This is a genomic window from Litchfieldia sinesaloumensis (assembly GCF_900156865.1).
GTDB classification, from domain to species: Bacteria; Bacillota; Bacilli; order Bacillales; family Bacillaceae_L; genus Ferdinandcohnia; species Ferdinandcohnia sinesaloumensis.
Genome location: NZ_LT732529.1, coordinates 3,013,653 through 3,033,036, shown reverse-complemented (window position 1 = coordinate 3,033,036; position 19,384 = coordinate 3,013,653). Strand labels below are relative to the sequence as shown.

The window sequence follows — 19,384 nt, the reverse complement described above, 5'->3', positions numbered from 1 at the left end:
TTAGATAAATGGAAATCAAAACATATCCTTATGGAACCTTCGATAACCAAGAAGTTCAGGCATTTACATTAAAAAATGAAGCAGGGCTAAGCGTGACCTGCATTGATTATGGCTGTATTATTACGGAAATTTTGACACCTGATCGCAATGGCACCTTAGAAAATGTGGTACTCGGTTATGACAATCTAGAAGGCTATCTATCAGATGTAACCTACCAAGGAGCAATCATTGGTCGTGTCGCAGGACGCATCAGTGCCGCGGAGTTTGAGTTAAACGGTAAAACCTATTCCCTAGACAAAAATGAAAATAATAACCATCTTCATGGTGGATTGACTCGGTTTAGCAATGTTGTTTGGGATTCTAAAGTGATTGAGGAAGAGGATAGAGTTGGCGTTGAGTTCACATATGTGAGCGAGGATTGCGAAGGGGGCTACCCTGGAACTGTGGAAATGAAGATAACTTATTCACTCAACAACAAGGGTGAACTCGAGATTACTGGAACCGGTATTCCAGAGGCAGACACTTTACTGAACATCACCAACCATGCGTATTTTAACCTATCTGGTGATGTGAAACGTGACATACTGGACCATGAACTAACGATAAAAAGTAGTCGCTACATAGAGTTAGGTCAAGAGTCTTTACCAACAGGTGAACTGATTGATGTGACTGGAACGGTATTTGATTTTAGACAGGGCCGAAAAGTCGCAGACGGTCCAAACTCAGAGGACGAGCAGATTGTCCTTGTTGGACAAGGCTATGACCATCCGTTTATGCTTGATGAACAAGAAATCGAGCTCTATGACGAAGCGTCCGGGCGTCAATTAGCAATTGAGACCAATCAAAAAGCGGTGGTCGTCTATACGAGCAATACGATGGAGGGTTTTACAATGCGTCACGGTGAAGCCCGTCCGTACCAAGCCATTTGCCTTGAAACCCAAGGTGCACCAGATGCGATTAATCATCCAAACTTCCCATCAATTGTAGTGAAAAAAGATGAGAAGTACTATTGGGAAACGAAATATCGATTTTCGGTGAAATAGGGAGTATTTCATAGTTTTGCAGTTAGGGCAAGTCCTTCGGCCGAAATCTCGGTTTGTCCCATAAATCCGGAGTACTGTCCCATAAACTGCGAAGATTGTCCCATAAAATAAAAGCAGTGTCCCATATCTGCAGGTGTTTGTCCCATAAATCAGAAATAGTGTCCCATATCTGGAACAGGCTCCGGCCAAATCTGATCTAAGGCACGAAAATTTTGATTTAGACACAATTATCGCAAGTATAGAGAGAGATTTTCCTACGTAGGGGCACAATCATCCGCAGTTAGGGAACAATCCCAGCGGCCGACTCGGGCGAAATCTCGGTTTGTCCCATAAATCCGGAGTACTGTCCCATAAACTGCGAAGATTGTCCCATAAAATAAAAGCAGTGTCCCATATCTGCAGTGGTTTGTCCCATAAATCAGAAATAGTGTCCCATATCCGAAAAATACCCCGGACAAATCTGGCCCGGGGTACAATTAACAACGCAAACAAATATGATATTCCCACAGAGAGGAGATGAATCATGGCGACGATTAAAGATATAGCGGAGAAGGCGGGCGTTTCGATTGCGACGGTATCACGTGTGCTCAACTATGATGCCAGCTTGTCGGTAGGTGATGATACGAAGAAGAGAATCTTTGAGATTGCCGAGGCACTTTCGTATAAAAAACGTCCTTCCAAAAAGTCCTCGTCTGCTCGGATTGGGATTCTCCTTTGGTATACCGAAAAGGAAGAGCTTAATGACCTGTACTATATGTCGATTCGACTGGGGATTGAGCAGCGTTGCGAGCAGCACGGCGTTCAGGTAGCGAACTTTTACAATAGCATTGAAAGCATCAAGCAGGAGGATCTTCAGGGAATTATCGCAGTTGGGAAGTTCAGCGCGGGCCAAGTTGAAGAGCTTTCACAAATGGTAGAGCATCTTGTGTTTGTTGATTCTAGCCCAGATGAGGATGTCTACGACGCAGTTGTTGTTGATTTTGAAAAGGCGACTAAAACAGTCCTGAAACATTTTACTGAAAGTGGTCATACAAATATCGGCTATTTAGGTGGGCGTGAGGAATTCAAGGACCATTCGGCTGAAATTGAAGAGACACGGGAAAAAACGTTCAAAGCCTCTCTACTAGATGCGAATCTATTAGATGAAAGCAACCTATATATAGGAAGATTCACAGTTGAGGATGGCTACAATCTAATGAAGCAAGCCATTCAAACGAAGGGTGATGCACTCCCGACTGCCTTTTTTGCGGCGAATGATTTACTTGCAATTGGTGCATTACGAGCTTTAAATGAAGAAAAAATTGCTGTGCCAGAGCGGGTTAGTCTCATTGGTATCAACGATATCAGTGTCTCAAAATATGTTTTTCCACCGTTATCCACGGTGAAGGTCCACACAGAAGTGATGGGTGAAACGGCGGTTGATACGATCCTTGAACGAATCGCTGGCCGTCAAATTGCGAAGAAAATATTTATATCAACTGAGTTAGTCATCCGTGATAGTAGTCGCTAGAGTCTACCGCCCTATCGAATCATAGGGCTGGAAATATGGGACAGCCTGTCCCTCAAAAGGGAGATTATTATGTCAAATACACGAATGAGTAAAACGTTTGTTACTAAAGCAAAGCAGATGCTACATGGTGGAGATTATAATCCAGATCAATGGCTGGATTACCCAGAAATTTTAGCGGATGATATTAAGTTGATGAAGCTTTCACATACAAATACTTTCTCGGTAGGAATCTTTGCGTGGAGTACACTTGAACCAGAAGAGGGTGTCTACCATTTTGAATGGTTAGACAAGATTATAGACGACATTCATGGGATTGGTGGAAACGTGATTTTAGCGACACCAAGTGGGGCTCGTCCGGCTTGGATGTCGCAAAAATACCCAGAGGTTCTTCGTGTTAACGCATCTAGGGTCAAACAATTACATGGAGCGAGACATAATCATTGTTTTACTTCACCTGTGTACCGGGAAAAGACACAGCAAATGAACCGTCTGCTTGCGGAGCGCTACGGGAACCATCCGGCATTGATTATGTGGCATATTTCCAATGAATATGGTGGAGCATGTCACTGTGATCTGTGTCAGGATGCATTCCGGACGTGGCTAAAAGAAAAATATAATCATAATTTGAAAGCGCTAAATGATGCGTGGTGGGGGCCATTCTGGAGCCACACGTTTACAGATTGGTCGCAAATTGAATCGCCATCACCAATTGGGGAAAGCAAGGTACACGGTCATAATTTGGATTGGCGCCGATTCGTCACCGATCAAACCATTGATTTTTATAAAAATGAAATAGTCCCGATTCGCGAGTTGACACCAGACATTCCAATTACAACCAATTTTATGGGAGATACCCCGGACTTAATTCCATTCCAAGGACTCGATTATAGTAAATTTGCAAAGCATATTGATGTGATTAGCTGGGATGCGTATCCGGCGTGGCATAATGATTGGGAAACGACTGCTGACTTAGCGATGAAGGTTGCGTTCATTGACGATTTATATCGTAGTTTAAAAGGTCAGCCATTTTTACTCATGGAATCAACACCGAGTCTAGTAAACTGGCATAAAGTTAACAAGGCGAAACGTCCAGGTATGCATTTATTATCATCGATGCAGATGGTGGCCCATGGTTCTGATAGTATCTTGTATTTCCAATGGCGTAAATCAAGAGGCTCTTCAGAAAAATTCCATGGTGCGGTTGTTGACCATGATAACAGCTCAGAAAACCGCGTCTTCAAGGATGTTGCAGAGGTTGGACGAACATTAGAGAAGCTTTCAGAGGTAGCGGGAACCAATCGTTCTGCAGAGGTGGCGTTCTTATATGATTGGGATAACCACTGGGCGCTACAGGATGCGCAAGGTTTTAGCAATGAAACGAAGCGATATGCACAGACGATGCACCAGCATTATCGTGCGTTCTGGGAAAATGACATCCCGGTTGATGTCATTACCAAGGAACATGATTTCTCTTCCTATAAACTACTAGTTGTGCCAATGCTGTATTTAGCGAGTGAAGATCTCATTAGTCGGTTCAAGGATTTCGTGAAAAATGGCGGTACACTTGTGATGACGTATATCAGTGGTCTTGTCAATGAATCGGATTTAACCTATTTAGGTGGTTGGCCACACGAGCTGCAAGAGATATTTGGCATGAAGCCACTTGAAACAGATACGTTATACCCTGCTGATCGAAACCGTGTGTCCTACAACGGAAAGTCCTATGAATTAAAAGACTATGCGACTACTCTTGATGTGGCGGAAGCAAAGGTAGAGGCTACCTACGAGGAAGATTACTATGCAAATACACCAGCTGTAACAAGCCACACATATGGAGCTGGAAAAACGTATTACATCGGTGGTCGCCTTGAGGATGACTTCCAACGTGATTTTTACGAAGGAGTCATGAAGGAATTAGAAATCCATCCGGTTGCAGATGTGAAGCATGAAAGAGGCGTTTCAGTTCAAGTGCGACAGGCACCTGAATGCGATTATATCTTCGTCATGAACTTCACAGAAGACGAGCAACACGTTCATTTTGAATCGCAGGTTACCGATGTGATAACCGGTGAAACGCTGCACGGTGACGTCACGTTTGAAAAATATGAAGTACGTGTAGTAGAAAAAAGTAAATAATGAGAACGTAATAAGCCTAGTCAAACGACTAGGTTTTTTCTTGTACTATTTATTGGATATTTTACACCCTGTATTGACTATTAGAGTTCTAGAGTTTTAGTTCAAACTTCTCATTTCAATTTGTCTAAAAATGTATCATTTTCTATACCTTCATCACTATGCATTTACCTTTTCCCTCTCTTTTACAAATCCATTACTATTTTAGCGCAGAAGATTCCTCTCGAATGGAAGGGTTTTCAAAATCAATCAATCTATGTTTTTGTGTCAAGTTACATTTGTGTTACAAAAATGAATAAGAAAAGGACTAATGAACTACTAATTGTAATAAAGGGATTAAGAGGCTTGATTTCAAGATATTATGTTGAGACATATCAATGCTTTTCATTTATTTGGAATTACTGAAAGTACTAGAGGAGTAGTACACCTTAGGTAGTAAACGAGACCGATAACACAGTGAATTTGTAGAAAAATGTAGAATAAACAGGCCTTTAGTATGCATTTTTAATTAATTAGAATATTTTGTAAAAATTGACCTAATCCTAATTATCGAGTAGTTTTTTAGTAGATATTTGGAAAATGTGTGAACGAACTGTGTAATTTTCGCCTTAGGGCTACATTTATAAATAAGCAGGTGATCTTAATGGGAATTAACGTTTCTGCGGCCATCTCGCAGGCAAACCAATTACGTAGCTACGCATCACAGCTTAGAAGCATAAAAAGTACGTTGAATGGCGTTAACGGGAATATCAACTCTGTCTGGCGGGCTCCGGAGGTTAAGTATATCAATCAAGCGATTGCTGAGATTAATCGTGAATTAAGCACGATTGCCTCTAAACTTGAATCTGTCGCACCGGATATTATTCAGGCTGCAAACCAAATTAAGCGTGAAGAAGAAGCTGCTGCACGTGCAGAAGCTGAGGCGAGACGTAAGGCTGAAGAGGAAGCGCGAAAGCTACGAGATGCAAGAGCTCCTCATCTACGCTAAGAGTTAAAGCTTGAAAATGCTAAAACCAACATCGAAAAGGAGATGGGGTGGGTTGACTCAGATGAATGATGGAACCCTAAATCGAAATCTGAAAAAATACCTCACTCATATAGCTTCACCAACTGAGCAGTCAAATTTTACGGTGTTGGTTTTTCTATTACCTGCGATGTTCGTATTGATTCCGGTATTAGCGCCACCGTTTGAAATGGTGTATGCAATTGTCGTGCTACCACCATTTTTTATCATGATGGTTGCTACAGTGTGGTACCGAATCACATCTCGGCATGATGGGAAAAGGTATCAAAATACCACCTTCTTTCTATTAAAAGGAGTTTACGGTTGTGTAGATTCACTAGGGTGCTTGATTATCATTCAAAAATTCGCATACGGCATGCTGGGCATACAATCAATCTGGTTTTTTGTTTTATCGGTACTGGGGTACTTTGTGGTCTTGTATCTCTTTTTTAAAGACCAGATTAAAAAGATCTATACCCCGAAAAAGAAAGAGAAAAAACGTCCCAAAAAAGGATTGAGAATAAGTGTTTCAATGTTTCCGGCCCTTGGTTATCTCGTCGGGACATGGAGTCTACGTTTTGTATCTGATAACACGATGGTCATTGTGATTATCAGTATGTATTTCATGATGTCCTACATCATGTTGTATCACATGCTGGAGTTACATAGATATTACCTGATTAAAAAGCAACAGAAAAGCACACAACCGATCCTTCAGGAAAGGCGGTAAAAAGCTGTGATTTTTCTTATAAAAGGGTTCCAGTACCTTTCCTTGTTTTTCGTCATGATTTTCTACATTGATGCCTTAGAAAGTATCTATCTAGGGAACGTGGTTGGTGGGGGGATTGGACTTATCATACTCCTACTACTAAACTATTGGATTTTAAAATGGATGAGTAAGTATCCTGTCTCCTATCCAGGGATGTATTTCTTGAATGGGATGCTAACTCTCATTAGTTTTATTTTTATCATCTATTTAATTATTTTCATTACAGGCAGACGTAACTTTGGAGATGGTATAAGTTACTCGATTCTGATACTGGGTCTCTTATCTGCTGTGTTTTGGTGGAATTTTAATATATTAAACGTATTTAGAAGGAAAAAGGGTACGCCCAAAGGTAACAAAAAGAAGTCGTTTAAAAGGAGTAGCTGATTCGATTGTCAGTTTTACACTATTTGAACTAAGTATAACTGTTTAGCTCGAGGTGTCGATTTATAGCATCTCACGCTTTTCTTTTAAGGAGAGATATGCTTTGATTTTAACTCTATTTGATCGGGAAAAGGCATTTACATATGTTCTGCCAGAGCGGATTACGGGTCGCTATATTTTAAAGTCTGAGGACAATAACGGCGAGCCGAAGGATATGATCGCGATTGAGGCAGAGGATGGCAAGTGGTTTTTAAAGTCGAACAAAACCGCATTTCTTGCTAACGACAAGCAGGAGACGCTTGTGAAGCAGGAAATTGAGCCATTTAAGACATACACGATTTCCCGCAACAATGACACTTCTGCACTTTTATATGTAGAGCCGCCAACGAACGATCGAAATGAGTATACAAAGCATGAAGTAACAGGTACTAGTATTCGAATCGGGCGTGGTAATGACTCTCACATCCGTTTTGCAAATAAGCTTGTTTCAAGCTCCCATTGTGTGATCCAGTATGATGCACAAGGTCATGCGATTATACGTGACAACAACAGCTCGAACGGTACCTATGTGAATGGGGAGCGAGTTACGGAAAAAGTGCTATCAACCGGTGATGTGATCTACATCATGGGATTAAAAATCATCTACAATGGCAAGCTGCTATCACTGAATAACCCACACCAATTGGTATTTTTAGACCGCAATGCGTTTCGTCCGTTCCAGGTGCAAAAGCCGATTATAGAAGATGAAGAACCACTTGATGACTTCCAGACAGAAGAAATAAATGATGATCTATTTTATCGTTCGCCTCGGTTTAAACGCGACATTGAAAGGAAAGAAATCAGAATTGATCCGCCGCCACAGAAACCGAATATTGATGAAACGCCATTGATGTTCATGCTTGGTCCGTCCATCACGATGGGGATGGCGTCCTTGTTCACCGGGCTTTTCACGTTGAATAATGTGATGGCACGTGGTGGCGACATCATGTATGCAATGCCGACCTTGATGATGTCACTTAGTATGTTAATCGGAACGGTACTCTGGCCGATTTTAACGAAGCGTCACGAGAAGAAGCAACGAATTAAGCTTGAAGGCAAACGACAGGAAAAATACTCGGCATACATCGAAGAAATGGCTGGGGTGATTGAAGAAGAATGTGAACGTCAAAGTGAAATTCTTCATGAAAACCATGTGGCCCTGCAAAATCTAATCTCACGGATTACGATGCAAAAAAGAAATCTGTGGGAGCGTGGGATTGGGCAGAATGATTTTCTTAAGGTCCGTCTTGGGCTAGGTGATTTGCCTCTAAATGCAGAGCTGAAGTACCCGGAGAAAAAATTTACTCTTGAGGATGATAATCTTCAGGATGAGCTATATAAAATGGTCGAGGCACCACACATTTTAAAACAAGTGCCCGTGACTCTAAGCTTTGTGGAGGAATATGTCAGTGGTGTGATTGGGCGTCGCAGTCGAGTCCAGGATTTTGTGAAGGGGCTTATTTTTCAATTAACCGCCCTCCACAGCTATGACGAGCTAAAGCTTGTATTCCTTTACGATAAGAATGAAGAGGAGTACTGGAAGTTTGCTAGATGGCTCCCACATGTTTGGGATGAGTCGATGCAGATTCGCTTTATTGCGACGGATGCAACTGAGGTAAAGGAGCTGTCTTCTTACTTTGAAAAGGAAATTGCCTATCGTGCAAGCCTTGATGAGGAACAGTTAAAGGACCTTGACCAGCACTACTTGATTTTCTCAATGAGTAAGTCGCTCGCATCAAGAGCCGAGATGATCAACCTTCTATTAGAAGAAAAACAGAACATCGGCATTAGCCTTGTGACATTATACGATGAGCTTAAAAACTTACCGAAGGAATGTACAATGGTTGTGGAGCTTGCCGATGACATGTCGAAAATTTATGACAAGGATGATATTTCTGGTTCATATACTGCATTTGATGCTGAATTTTATGAGCGTGATGATGCGGAAGAGGTTGCGATTCGCTTAGCCAATATTAAGCTCGCATCTTCTGTTGAAGCCTACACGCTACCTGAAATGCTGACTTTCCTTGAAATGTTCGGAGTAAGTAAAATTGAGCATTTGAACGCTCTAACTCGCTGGAAGGAAAACAATCCAGTCCTCTCGATTGAAACGCCAATTGGAGTCGACACGATGGGTGAATTGTTTAAGCTGGACCTTCATGAAAAATACCATGGACCACACGGGCTGATTGCGGGTATGACAGGGTCTGGTAAGAGTGAATTCATCATGACATTCATCTTATCGCTTGCTGTGAATTATCACCCAGATGAAGTTGCGTTTATTTTAATCGACTATAAGGGTGGTGGAATGGCGAATGCCTTTTTAAACCTGCCACATCTAGCTGGTACGATTACAAACCTTGATGGAGCAGCAGTTAAACGTTCATTGATCTCGATTCAAAGTGAGCTGAAGCGTCGCCAGTCGATTTTCAGCGAGACGAGTCGCCGGATGAACGAGAGTAATATTGACATTTATAAATACCAGAAGCTGTATCGTGAAGGGTTAGTACAAGAACCGTTACAGCATTTGTTTATGATTTCAGACGAGTTCGCCGAGCTGAAAACACAGCAACCAGAGTTCATGGAGCAGCTAGTAAGTGCGGCTCGTATTGGACGAAGCTTAGGTGTCCATTTGATTTTGGCGACACAAAAACCGTCCGGTGTGGTTGATGACCAAATTTGGAGTAACTCGAAGTTCCGAATTAGTCTGAAGGTACAGGAAAAAGCGGATAGTATGGAGGTCATCAAGCGACCAGATGCTGCAGAGCTCTCTACGACAGGTCGTTTTTACCTACAGGTTGGATATAACGAGCTATTCGAGCTTGGTCAATCCGCTTGGGGTGGTGCACCGTACTACCCATCTGAAAAAATTGAGAAACGTGTGGATGAAAGCATTCGCGTGATTGACCATTTAGGTCGCGTCATCAAGAGTGCGAAGATTGATCGTAAAACAGGGGTCAAGAATCCACCGAAGCAAATTGATGAAGTGACGAAGTACTTAGAAAGTCTAGCAAAACAGGAAAATATCAAGGTCAAGCAGCTATGGCTAGACCCGATACCTGCGTTGATTTATTTAGATCAGTTAGCTGAGAAATATCAAGATGAGACAACAACTCGCTTTGAACTGAACCCTGTGATTGGGGAGTACGACGATCCGGCGAACCAACGCCAGCAGGTTATGAGACTACCAATCACCCAAGATGGCAATACTATTATTTATGGTGTTGCGGGTAGCGGGAAGACAACGTTTATCGCGTCGTTAATGTACTCGTTAATGGAATCCCATACGCCAGATGAGCTGCATGCGTATCTACTAGACTTTAGTTCGGAGACATTAAGTTGGTTCCGTGAAGCGCCACATATCGGGGATGTTCTTTTATCACATGATAGTGAGAAGATTGATAATCTCTTTAAAATGTTAGGCGGCGAGATCGAAACACGTAAGAAGCTCCTTTCGAATTATGGCGGTGATTTACAAACATACAACCGTCTATCAGAGGATGGCTTACCGTCAATTGTAATCGTGATTCACAACTACTCGGCGTTTTCAGAAATGTATGAAGCACACGAGGAGACGATTTCGTACCTCACTCGTGAAGGCACGAAGTACGGGATTTATTTTATCGTAACGGCTTCTCATACTGGAGCGATTCGTTACCGCTTGATGCAAAACTTCAAGCAGCTCTATGTGTTGCAGCTTAATGACACATCAGAATATTCAGCGGTACTTGGTAATGTCGACGGTGTGTACCCATCGAAACATAAGGGGCGAGGTATCTTCAAAGCTGACGATGTGTATGAGTTCCAGGTTGCGCTCATTACCGAGGGTGCCCGTGATATGTATCAATACATCACCGATTACTGTCGTAGCTTGCGTGATAGTTGGGGCAAGAGTGGAGCAAAACGAATTCCGGTCTTACCTGAAAAAGTCGATATTGAGTATCTGCAAGATGAAATTCGTCACACCAAGTTAAGTAAGCTACCAATTGGTGTTGAAAAAGATTCACTAGCTGTTCAGTACTTTGATTTTGGTCAATCGTTTGTGAATCTCGTCTTGGGCAGTAGCAGTGAAAACTGTGCAGGCGTGATGCAGGGGCTAACGGAAATTGTTTGTACAAATGAGAAAAATGAAGTTGTCGTGATTGACCCGAACGAGGAGCTTGCCCATGTGGGTGGAAAGCATGTGACAATTGCAGCAGACATCGAAAGTACGGTGGTTGAGCTGTTCAACACATTGGTGTACCGAAACAATACGACAAAGGATGCAATTGAAGAGGGGACGGAACCACCAGTGTTCGAACCACTCTACTGCATCGTTCATTCCTTCAACGACATGATGATGCTTTTATCAGAGGATGGCCAAGATAAATTGAAGGTGTTCTTAGAACGCGGAGATGGACTCAATGTATTCATCATTATCTCAGACCGCGCCGATGCCTTGAATTCAGTGGCATTCGAGCCATGGTTCAAAAAGCAAGCATCGTTAAGTGATGGCATCTGGGTTGGAAATGGTATAACCGATCAATTTTTATTAAAAGTTTCAAAAGTGACAAACAGCATGTACCAAGAGATTCCAGAAGGCTTTGGATACGTGCTTTTAAAAGGAAAACCAAAGTTAGTTAAGTTACTAACGGGTTCGGCAGTTCGTGAAGAGGAGGCAGTCTACCATGGATAACGTGTTAGTCGAAGTGTTCATTCCAGCCTCTGGCGAATCCTACGACGTCTTCATTCCGGCCCAAAGCAAGCTCTATGAAGTGACTTTCTTACTCGCAAACACAATGACAGAGCTCTCAAACGGTTACTTCGTCGCAACCGACACCACGGTGGTGTGCGACCGCGAAACAGGCACGATTTTTGATATAAACCAAACCGTTGAAGAACTAGGATTCGCAAACGGGAAGAAACTGATGTTGGTGTAGGTTTGGGGGATGGTTGGTGCTGGATTTGAATTTGGGCTAGGGCACAATCCCGGCTGCGGGTTCGACCGGGATACTGTTTTGTCCCATAAAATCGGAGTACTGTCCCATAAACGGCCAAGATTGTCCCTTAAAGTTATAGAAGTGTCCCATAAATCCAAAGTAATGTCCCATAAATCGGGGAATGTGTCCCATATCCGAAAAAATGGCCGGCTGGATTTTGGCTTGGGAGCAATGATTTGGTGTTTAGGCAGAAATTTTGGTAGGTCGGGCACAAATAGTGCGGGTTAGGGAGGGATTCTCCCGGCTTAGGGCACAAACATTCGGACTTAGGGCACAATCCCGGCTGCGGTTTCGACCGGAATACTGGTTTGTCCCATAAAATAGGAGTACTGTCCCATAAACGGCCAAGATTGTCCCTTTAAGTTAAAGAAGTGTCCCATAAATCCAAAGTACTGTCCCATAAATCGGGGAATGTGTCCCATATCCGAAAAAATGGCCGGCTGGATTTTGGCTTGGGAGCAATGATTTGGTGTTTAGGCAGAAATTTTAGTAGGTCGGGCACAAATAATGCGGGTTAGGGAGGGATTCTCCCTACTTGGGGCACAATTATTCGAAGTTAGGGCACAATCCCGGCTGCGGGTTCGACCGGGATACTGGTTTGTCCCATAAAATCGGAGTACTGTCCCATAAAAGGCCAAGATTGTCCCTTAAAGTTATAGAAGTGTCCCATAAATCCAAAGTAATGTCCCATAAATCGGGGAATGTGTCCCATATAACGAAAGAAGGCCCAACAGCCCAAGCCAAACCAGAACATCACGAGGCAATACACACACTTTATAAAAAATAATCGTCATTTTTACATAAGGAAGGTGCCAAATGAGGTTACAAAAGAGGGTAGTTTTATTCCTTCTTCTATTCATTCTCATAATAGGAGGAACAGGGTGTATGAACTCAAGTAGCGCGAGTACGGAAGAAAAGGCAGTTAAGTATTTGGAAGAAAAGTATGATACCGAATTTGAAGTTATGCATGTAGAAGAAGGTAGCAAACTTTTTGAGGACCTGTATGGCGGGGATGTTGTAACAGTTCATCCAAAAGGCGAGCCTGATGTCATTTTTACAATAAAGGGTAGTGAAGAGCCATACACAGAAACATACCTACAGGCTAAGTGGTCACAAGAATTACAGGAGAAACTAAAAGCAGATATTGAAAAAGAGTTACCGACAGACACTCCTTATAAAGTAATTATCAGTAATTCGAGAATGAGTGACTCCACAAACAAGAATAAAACGGTCGATGAAGTGTTGAATGAAAGTAATACGGTCGTTGTTAGTATCATGACAGCGATTCAAACAGATGGCGAACCTGAAGTAAGTCAATATAGTCAAGGTATTTATAATCTTTATAACATGCTTAAAAATCTTGGAGTAAATAAATATGTTGTCTCTGTAGGGTTTGTGGACCAATCGGAAGATGTAAGTGACTTTATTCGAACATCTTACGTAAACAACATCACTTGGGAAAATTTAAAGGCTAATGTTTACGGGGTCATTGCAATCGACGATCGAAAAAATCCTGACAATCCAAGTGATCTTGTGAATCCAAATCTAATTATCAGAGATGTAAATAGTGTAGTTGAAAATTACACACCGATTGAGGAGTGATGTTAAGTGTCTCTCTCAAATTTATCTGAACATGAAAAATATATTTTATTACAGTTGTCCTATTTAGATGTACCGAATAGTGTAGGCGAAATCTCTGCAAATAGCCCACATTCGGTTGAGGATATTATGGGATATATCGATTACGACGGTTTAGATCCGAAAGCTCAATTAAAATATGACGCTATCGATGAGTACATTCGAATGAACTCAAATACTCCTTTGAAGGAAATCCAGTTAGTTGGCTATCAAAATAACAATCCTAATGGTGGAAATACAGACGGAGACTCGTACTCAGGCTTTGTGGGGTACGCCTTTACCGACAAGCAGGGAAATGGAACTGCCATCTATAGGGGTAGTGAGGATTTAAAGGATGTAGGCCATATTGCAACGGACTGGGTTTCCAATGTCGAGGCTGGGATCGGAATTACGATTCAACAGCAACGAGAAGCAAATGAATTTTATGAACGGTTCATTAAAGGGTTAGATGGACAGCAGTACGTATTTGGTCATTCCAAAGGTGGGAATCTAGCAGAATACGTACTGGTTAATAATCTCGAGGATGAAAGTCTGACTTCGTACGTTGTAAACGGGGCTCCTCTTTATTATTGGACCTTAACTATGGAGCAAAAAAGAGCACTTGAGGATCGGAATACGTTTATCGTCCATGAGGGTGACTTTGTTTCGTCCCTTGGATACGCGCCATATGTAGATAAGACGGTTAAGTTGAATAGCACGGATGAAGGTCTTATGTATGCACATGGGTTGGACAGTGTTGATTTCGCTCCAGGAGGCGACTTTAAAAATGCATCTGATGGTGCGTCCTTAGTCCGTGATATTGCAAATCCAATTGCTGGGACGATTATGCTAGCTGCTTCACTTCATCCAAAGGTACTTGCATATAGGGCGGCGGCAGCAATTCGAGACGCCACTTTATATATCTTAGAGGCAGCGGAAAAAGGGCTCGAAAAAGCAATTAACTGGGTGAAAGAAGAAACATCTAAATTAATCAACAATGTAAAAGAGCTAACCAAACAAGTCAAGGCTGAAATCAACCAGTTTCTAGCAGATGTAGCATCAAAAGCTGCGATCCTATTTGTAAAGGTAGTCGCGAAAATGGGTGGCTACTTCCCAGTTGAACCATATCTAAAGGTGAACGTCGACCGACTTTACTACTATGCACAAAGACTGGAAAAGATTAAACGAAGAGTCAGCATTCTCAATGACAGAATCGATTCGCTCTATTGGGAGGTTGATTTCCTAGATATGCGCCATGTGTTGAAGGCTGATATCCTGACTTCCTTTTCTTACAGGCTCAATCAAAACATTGACTACCTAAATACGACGGCACGTTTGCTGGATTCGAGTGAAACGAAGCTCCTGAGTAAGGCGAGGGTTATTCGTTAGCTATGAAAAGAGATCCAGGGGGACGGTTCCTCAACAGAAAATGTATTGAAAGAAGGAGCAACACTCTGAGCCCAACGTACAACATAACGCGGCAATAGACACACTTTATAAAAGATAATCGTCATTTTTACATAAGGAAGGTGCCAAATGAGGTTACAACAGAGGGGAGTTTTATTCCTTCTTCTATTCCTTCTCCTAATAGGAGGAACAGGGTGTATGAGTGCAAGTAGCGCGAGTAAGGAAGAAAAAGCCATTGAGTATTTGGAAGAGAAGTATGATACCGAATTTGAGGTTATGTGGTCAAAAGAGGGAAGTAAGCTTTTTGAAGATTTATATGGCGGTGGCCTTATAACTGTTCACCCTAAAGGAAAACCTGAGGTAGTTTTTACAGTTCAAGAGGATGGGGAAGAGTATATTGATCTTTATTTACCAGCTAAGTGGGCAAACGAACTTCAACAGAAGTTAGAAGATCAAATTACTAGTGAATTACCACCGGGGACACCATTCAAAGTCATTTTACGTAACACAGGGAATGACGAGAGCCAGCAGAAAAAATCTGTAGAAGAAATACTTAAAACAAGTAAAAACGCTAGTGTTAGTATCATTGCTGGTATTCAAACCTCTGGGATTCCCGACGTGAATCAGTATAGCCAAGGGATTTATAATTTGTTTAATTTGTTGAAAGGTTTGGATACTCGACAATATGTTCTCTCAATAGGATTTGTGGATGAGGCAGAAGACATCACGGACTATATCAATACTGCTTATATCAGTAATTTACCGTGGTCAAATTTAGATGCGAAGGTTTATGGAGAAGTGAATGTTGATTTTCGCTTGGACCCAGAGAACCCGAGTTCTAATGTAGAACCAAACATGATTTTAAGCAGTCCCGAAAACGTTATTGAGAATTACGAATCCTTTGAGGAGTGATTGGGATGTCTCTTAAAAAGCTTGTGGGCAAGGCAAGGGAGTCCGCCTGAAGAGTAAATCAACGGAATTAAACAACAAAGATTACGAAAACAGCTTTAATAACAGATCACAAGGAGGTAACCAAATGAAGCCTCATGTTCGACACAAAATCAATAGCATCATCTTTGAAATAAATGCCATCTCGAAGGAACTCGATGAGATCTCAAATGGCCTCAATCGAGAGTTCAAGGGAATTGGCTCTACGAAAAGTGCATCTAGTCTGCAGAATGCAGCTGATAAATATCGAAGAGTTAGCTATGACCTGAGAAGAATTTAACTTTTAAAGCTAGTAGGCTAGCACACTATTACATTTATAAGTTCTCTCGGCCGGAGCCGAGTTAACTGATACATATTTCATTTAAAGGAGGTGAAAACAAATGGCACGTTCAATTACAGTTGATCCAGCGAAATTAGAAACTGCAGCTACTCGTATTGACCAACAATCTGCTGATTACGAGAGACTTTACAAGGCTCTTTACACAGAGGTTGAAGGTATGGGAGCAGCTTGGCAAGGTACTGATAATATGGCATATGTAAATCAAATCAAGGGCTTCATGGATGACTTCCAAAAAATGACGAACTTGATGAGACAATACTCTGAGTTCTTAAAATTGAGCTCAAAGACATACCGTGAAACACAAAACGAGGTAGTGAACCAAGCACGTCGCTTAACTAACTAATCTCTTTACCTACCAAACTACTAAAAAGGAGGTGTCACTATGTCAGTTGATGGAATCAAGATTTCCCTTGGTGAGGTTAGTAAAACCGCCGGGCAAATCCGTAACCTTAACCAACAGCTTTCGACTGCACTAGAAGACATCAAGAAGGAAATGAATGGCTTAGCTGCTACATGGAACTCTGATGCTTCTAATACAATTCGCGGTAACTTCAATGCTTTGGCTCCACGTTTTGAGGAGTATCGTCAAGTTATTGATAGCTATGCGAAATTCCTAGATAACACAGTTACTAACTACAACGCTGCAGAAACTGCAATCAACAACAACGCTAGCGCATTTAAATAATCCATGAGGAGGGCAATTGGCCTCGCCGGTTGTCCTCATCTTCAATACGTATGGGAGTGCAAGAAAATGATAAAACATGTTGATTTACATATTGAGAACTATGGTGTTTCGAAATTCATTTTTTATAAGGTTCCACCTGAGCTTCGGGTTGATTTTACAGAGGCTGATAAGCTAAAAAACAGCAAGGTTCCAGGGCTTTTACCGTGTGTCGTAATTAACAAGGAAGATGAGGCATACTTTCGCTATGATCTTGTTTCCGAAGTAACCCTAGCCCAGCAGACATCAAGCCAACTCACTAAAGAACAACTCCATCATTTTTTTACAAATATCGTTGAAACATTGATTGAGTCGGAACGCTTTGGGTTAAATGTGAACAACTTTGTTTTTGATGAGAACTACATCTTCATTGATAATTTTTCAAACAGATTAATTCTACTGTATATGCCCATAAAAAATAATATTTTTGAAAAGGTATCAATCCGGGAATTTTTCACACGTTTCTTACACTCCCATTCCTACGATGAAAATGATGACCTGGCGTTTTTTGTAAGACTACATAATTATTTCGCAACATCAGAGGAAATCAATTTATATGCGCTTCAAAAAAAGCTGCATGAGTTGTTGTGGAACAAGCCGGCTTCGCCTCAAGACTTTGCGAAGGTACCTATCCAAGATGAGGAACCACAAACACCGAACTACTATAGCCCTGGTACTGAGGTCAAGGCATCTGAGGAAAACGGGATCATTACTTCAGAATACAGCAGTAAAAAGGTAGATAAAAAGACGAACCAAAAACTTGAAATCGAAGAAGAGGTTCAGTATAAGCGAATCACTCGTACTGAGCTTGGTGATGGAAATCCTCTCCTACCAGGAGGCACTTCGATTAACATCAAACCAAACGTGGGAAGTCCTATTTCATTTGACACGGATGAGCCAGAAGAAGAAGAGGGCACAACAGTCCTAACTGCCTACAGGGAACCGGAAGAGGAAGAAGGAACAACTGCCCTTGGTGTGGGTACACGATTCCAGAATCAGCCATTCTTGCTTACAACTTCTAAAGAAAAAATTATGGTGACAAAGCAAGTATTCAAAATTGGCCGTGATCCACAGCAAACCGATTACACATCTAAAAACAAAGTAGTTGGGCGCGTACATGCTGAGTTGATTACTGAAAACGGGGAGTATTTTATCGTCGATCAAGAATCCCGAAACGGTAGCTATGTAAATGGCATCAAACTCGTCCCCAAAAATAAGGTGAAAATCAAACATGAGGACAAAATCAAGCTAGCGAATGAGGAATTTGTCTTCCGTCTTTTCTAATTTGTCCAGCTTCAGCGCCTAGCCCCTCGAGGTCATAAGCCAATCCCTTCGGAAGGTAAAATACACCTTCTGTCAGGTCTCGTCTTATGCTTGTCGGGGCTGACCAAGGCGCTTGCGCTTTTCTATTTGTCCAGCTTCAGGCGCCATCGGCTCTTTGGTCTAAGCCAATCCATTCGGAAGGTAAATACACCTTCTGTCTGGTCTCGTCTTATACTTGTCGCCGATGAGCAGGCGCCTAACGCATTTCTACCAGAGGTGAAAAATATGGCATTTATTCATGCATACCATACGGATGTCGGGATTAAGAAGAAAACGAATCAGGATGCTGTGCTTGTTAAAACGGCAAAAACGCCTAATGGGTATGTCGGGCTGTTTGTAGTCTGCGACGGAATGGGTGGGCTCGACCAGGGTGAACTGGCGAGTGCAACGGTCGTCCGAGGGCTATCCGAGTGGTTTGAGGAAGACCTACCAGATCTGCTTCATTCAGAACAACAGGACGATGCAATCCGTACAGCATTGGAAACGTGTGTAACACAACAAAATGAAAAAATCCTTGAGTACGGTGATGAAACGGAATCTCAAATTGGTACAACGGTAACGGCGCTACTCTTCATTCATTCGCGTTATTACATTGTTCATATTGGTGACAGCCGTGCGTATCAAATCCGGGAGCAGGTAACGAGATTGACAGAGGATCAGACATTGGTGGCACGTGAGGTGGCACGCGGTAATATTACGCCGGAGCAAGCGTTGAAAGACCCACGTCGCAATGTGCTCCTACAATGTGTTGGTGCAACGAGGGATATTGATGTTGTCATCCACACCGGTGAGACTGAGCCTGGTACCTTGTTCTTGCTCTGCACCGATGGATTTTACCATAAAATCACGGAGGATGAGCTGTTTGAGGAACTTCGTCCGAACCAATTTTTGAACGAAAAGCAATTGAAATACAAGGCGATTAAACTCGTCGATGCAGTGAAGGAACGAAAAGAGGTCGATAATATCTCAATCGTTCTCGCGCATGTAGTGTGAAGGGCGGAACTTCGGGGCGTATAAGATAGATTTCTAATAAGGATTTCGGTGTCTAGCTCCAGGCGCCATCGGCTCTCTAGTCTAAGCTAATCGCTTCGGAAGGTATAATGCACCTTCTGTCAGCGCTTATCTAGTGCTTGTACTTGCACAGGACGTGCTGACATCGACGTTTGCCACA

General features: G+C 42.2%; 16 protein-coding genes. All 16 read left to right on the top strand.

Annotated elements, in window-relative coordinates; translation table 11 throughout:
- Positions 1-8 precede the first annotated feature (8 nt).
- Complete coding sequence (locus CZ490_RS15065; protein WP_077619658.1) at positions 9-1,043, top strand: aldose epimerase family protein; 1,035 nt, start codon at positions 9-11, stop codon at positions 1,041-1,043.
- Positions 1,044-1,566: 523 nt separating this feature from the next.
- Positions 1,567-2,553 (top strand): LacI family DNA-binding transcriptional regulator, encoded by a 987-nt coding sequence (locus CZ490_RS15060; RefSeq protein ID WP_077619657.1) that lies wholly within the window; start codon positions 1,567-1,569, stop codon positions 2,551-2,553.
- An 84-nt stretch (positions 2,554-2,637) separates the two neighbouring features.
- Entirely contained in the window at positions 2,638-4,689 is a 2,052-nt protein-coding gene (locus CZ490_RS15055) for a beta-galactosidase (RefSeq protein WP_077621088.1), read from the top strand.
- A gap of 640 nt (positions 4,690-5,329) precedes the next feature.
- Positions 5,330-5,674, top strand: a complete 345-nt coding sequence (locus tag CZ490_RS15050; protein ID WP_077619656.1) for a hypothetical protein — start codon at positions 5,330-5,332, stop codon at positions 5,672-5,674.
- 61 nt (positions 5,675-5,735) lie between these two features.
- Positions 5,736-6,419, top strand: coding sequence for a hypothetical protein (locus CZ490_RS15045; RefSeq protein ID WP_142255386.1), 684 nt, complete (start codon positions 5,736-5,738; stop codon positions 6,417-6,419).
- 54 nt (positions 6,420-6,473) lie between these two features.
- Positions 6,474-6,842 (top strand): hypothetical protein, encoded by a 369-nt coding sequence (locus CZ490_RS15040; protein WP_142255385.1) that lies wholly within the window; start codon positions 6,474-6,476, stop codon positions 6,840-6,842.
- Between the two features lie 100 nt (positions 6,843-6,942).
- Positions 6,943-11,553 carry a type VII secretion protein EssC gene (gene essC, locus CZ490_RS15035; protein WP_077619653.1) on the top strand — a complete coding sequence of 1,537 codons (4,611 nt, stop codon included), beginning with the start codon at positions 6,943-6,945 and terminating at the stop codon, positions 11,551-11,553.
- A complete protein-coding gene (locus CZ490_RS15030) occupies positions 11,546-11,797 on the top strand; it encodes a DUF2604 domain-containing protein (protein ID WP_077619652.1) in 252 nt (83 codons plus the stop codon). The genes essC and CZ490_RS15030 overlap by 8 nt, the downstream gene beginning before the upstream one ends.
- 945 nt (positions 11,798-12,742) lie before the next feature.
- A complete protein-coding gene (locus tag CZ490_RS15015) occupies positions 12,743-13,459 on the top strand; it encodes a hypothetical protein (RefSeq protein WP_077619649.1) in 717 nt (238 codons plus the stop codon).
- Positions 13,460-13,465: 6 nt separating this feature from the next.
- A complete protein-coding gene (locus CZ490_RS15010) occupies positions 13,466-14,863 on the top strand; it encodes an Mbeg1-like protein (protein ID WP_077619648.1) in 1,398 nt (465 codons plus the stop codon).
- Between the two features lie 216 nt (positions 14,864-15,079).
- Positions 15,080-15,793, top strand: a complete 714-nt coding sequence (locus CZ490_RS15005) for a hypothetical protein (protein ID WP_077619647.1) — start codon at positions 15,080-15,082, stop codon at positions 15,791-15,793.
- Positions 15,794-15,917: 124 nt separating this feature from the next.
- Positions 15,918-16,109, top strand: a complete 192-nt coding sequence (locus CZ490_RS15000) for a hypothetical protein (RefSeq protein WP_077619646.1) — start codon at positions 15,918-15,920, stop codon at positions 16,107-16,109.
- 100 nt (positions 16,110-16,209) lie between these two features.
- A complete protein-coding gene (locus tag CZ490_RS14995; RefSeq protein ID WP_077619645.1) occupies positions 16,210-16,512 on the top strand; it encodes a WXG100 family type VII secretion target in 303 nt (100 codons plus the stop codon).
- 39 nt (positions 16,513-16,551) lie between these two features.
- Complete coding sequence (locus CZ490_RS14990; RefSeq protein ID WP_077619644.1) at positions 16,552-16,854, top strand: pore-forming ESAT-6 family protein; 303 nt, start codon at positions 16,552-16,554, stop codon at positions 16,852-16,854.
- A gap of 66 nt (positions 16,855-16,920) precedes the next feature.
- On the top strand, positions 16,921-18,174 hold the full coding sequence (locus tag CZ490_RS14985; protein WP_077619643.1) for a DUF6382 domain-containing protein: 1,254 nt from the start codon (positions 16,921-16,923) through the stop codon (positions 18,172-18,174).
- A 126-nt stretch (positions 18,175-18,300) separates the two neighbouring features.
- A complete protein-coding gene (locus CZ490_RS14980) occupies positions 18,301-19,206 on the top strand; it encodes a PP2C family protein-serine/threonine phosphatase (protein WP_234987242.1) in 906 nt (301 codons plus the stop codon).
- Positions 19,207-19,384: the final 178 nt, after the last annotated feature.

Bases quoted from the DNA above. Each gene is read 5' to 3' on its own strand.
- CZ490_RS15065 (WP_077619658.1), top strand. From the start codon at position 9: ATGGAAATCAAAACATATCCTTATGGAACCTTCGATAACCAAGAAGTT.
- CZ490_RS15060 (WP_077619657.1), top strand. From the start codon at position 1,567: ATGGCGACGATTAAAGATATAGCGGAGAAGGCGGGCGTTTCGATTGCG.
- CZ490_RS15055 (WP_077621088.1), top strand. From the start codon at position 2,638: ATGAGTAAAACGTTTGTTACTAAAGCAAAGCAGATGCTACATGGTGGA.
- CZ490_RS15050 (WP_077619656.1), top strand. From the start codon at position 5,330: ATGGGAATTAACGTTTCTGCGGCCATCTCGCAGGCAAACCAATTACGT.
- CZ490_RS15045 (WP_142255386.1), top strand. From the start codon at position 5,736: ATGAATGATGGAACCCTAAATCGAAATCTGAAAAAATACCTCACTCAT.
- CZ490_RS15040 (WP_142255385.1), top strand. From the start codon at position 6,474: ATGATTTTCTACATTGATGCCTTAGAAAGTATCTATCTAGGGAACGTG.
- CZ490_RS15030 (WP_077619652.1), top strand. From the start codon at position 11,546: ATGGATAACGTGTTAGTCGAAGTGTTCATTCCAGCCTCTGGCGAATCC.
- CZ490_RS15015 (WP_077619649.1), top strand. From the start codon at position 12,743: ATGAACTCAAGTAGCGCGAGTACGGAAGAAAAGGCAGTTAAGTATTTG.
- CZ490_RS15005 (WP_077619647.1), top strand. From the start codon at position 15,080: ATGAGTGCAAGTAGCGCGAGTAAGGAAGAAAAAGCCATTGAGTATTTG.
- CZ490_RS15000 (WP_077619646.1), top strand. From the start codon at position 15,918: ATGAAGCCTCATGTTCGACACAAAATCAATAGCATCATCTTTGAAATA.
- CZ490_RS14995 (WP_077619645.1), top strand. From the start codon at position 16,210: ATGGCACGTTCAATTACAGTTGATCCAGCGAAATTAGAAACTGCAGCT.
- CZ490_RS14990 (WP_077619644.1), top strand. From the start codon at position 16,552: ATGTCAGTTGATGGAATCAAGATTTCCCTTGGTGAGGTTAGTAAAACC.
- CZ490_RS14985 (WP_077619643.1), top strand. From the start codon at position 16,921: ATGATAAAACATGTTGATTTACATATTGAGAACTATGGTGTTTCGAAA.